Annotated in this window: 1 protein-coding gene; it reads right to left on the reverse strand. The window is 65.2% G+C overall.

The window, feature by feature from the left end:
- Positions 1 to 74: 74 nt before the first annotated feature.
- Positions 75 to 1,439, reverse strand: a complete 1,365-nt coding sequence (locus tag ACIBEF_RS32380; protein WP_396797224.1) for a recombinase family protein — start codon at positions 1,437 to 1,439, stop codon at positions 75 to 77.
- Between the last annotated feature and the right edge of the window lie 245 nt (positions 1,440 to 1,684).

Raw genomic sequence — 1,684 nt, forward strand, 5'->3', positions numbered from 1 at the left:
ATCCACGGCGGCTGCTCACCCCTCCTCACGTTCAGACAGAACGAGCCTCACACCCCCAGAGGACACGCCCAACATCATTTAGTTAGGAGTTCTAAGTCAGCGATCTGGGAGCGGCTCATCCGGCGGGGCTCTGTCTGCTGGGTCGTTTGAAGATCAGCTTCGGCTCGTGTCCGTTCGGCCTGGGTTTGAGTGATCCAACCGGTGACTAGTGCGGGATCTGCGCCAGCGTCGAGGGCAGCCCGGTACTGGGCGAGCTTTGCGTCACAGGCCGCGATCGTGGCCTGCGCTGCGGCCGTCTGTGGCGTTGTGTCCGTTGGTTGGGCGTCGCACATGGCGGTGATCGTTTGGTCAAGGTGGTCCGGGGTGAACGCGGATGCCAGCCACTCGTCGAGCGGGTCGGTGAGGGCGTCCTCGCGCAGGTAGACGTTGCGGGGGTGTTCGATCTCGTTGGCCAGGGCGTATTCCTGAGGGAAGCGGCAGCGGTAGTAGGCGGCGCCGTGGTTGTACTGGCCTTGCATGCGTCGCTGACAGACGGCGCAGTAGATCATCCCCCGGAAGACGTAGGGGTTGCGGGCGCGGCGTTGGCGCTCCTGACGGTCGACGGCTTTTGCGCGACGGGTGAGTAGGGCTTGCGCTTGCTCGAAGGTCTCGTCGTCGATCAGAGGTGGGTGGGTGATCTCCTTCGAGACCACCCACTTGTCACGCGTGTTCCAGCGCATGACGCTGGTGTGGCCCAGTGCGACGTCGTCGACGTCGAGGAGGACTTCGTCGGTGCGTTGCTTGTTCCACACCTGCCGGCCGGTGTAGCGGGGGTTGGTGAGGATGACGCGGATGGCGCTCTTAGACCAGGCGATGCCGCTGCGGTGTCTGTTGCGGGCCCGGTCGTGTGCCGAGGGGCAGGGCACGTAGTTGGCGGTGAGTCCTTCGGCGATGGCGAATAGTCCGTAGCCGGCGAGGAATTCGTCGAAGATCCGCCGGACGATGGGGGAGGTCTGGGCATCCGGGGTGAGCCCGCGGAGGTGTTTGCCGTCGGCGGCCTTCGCGGGGTTGGGGTGAGGGCCGAGATCGCGCAGGGTGTAGCCGTATGGCGGGCGTCCGCCGAGGTATCGGCCTTCCAGGAGTGTCTGGGCGGCCATGGCGGTGCGGACGCGCAGCTTGATGCGGTTGCGTTCGCCTTTGCTCATGCCGCCGAAGACGGACATGACAAGTTCGTGTGCCTCGTTGTCGGGGTCGATGGGGCCGCCGATCTCGGGTACCCAGAGTTCGACGCCGTAGTGCGCGAATAGTGGCACCGTGAGACCGAACTGGTTGCCGTAGAAGGCCCGGTGGGGTTTCCCTACCACCACGGCGGAGAAGCCCCGACGTGGGTTACGTAGCGCAGAGAGAAGAGTGTTGGCCTGGGCTCGGCGTTGCCAGGGCAGCGAGCGGCTCTGGCCCACGTCGAAGTACTTGGGCCTGCCCCGTTTTGACGGACATCCGAGAGCAGGGGACCTGGGGTCTCCGGGAGGATGTCCAGCATCATGGAGAGTATGGGGAAGAAGCGGCCTCGGCCTCGGCCTCGGCGTTCGTTGAGGCCGGAGTTCAAGGCTGAGATCGTCGAGTTGTGCCAGCGAGGTGACCGCACGCTGCGGCAGGTCAGCCAGGACTTCGACCTGACCGAGACGGCGGTGCGTGAGTGGGTCAA

It is taken from the genome of Micromonospora sp. NPDC050795, assembly GCF_044456785.1.
Taxonomy (GTDB): Bacteria; Actinomycetota; Actinomycetes; order Mycobacteriales; family Micromonosporaceae; genus Micromonospora.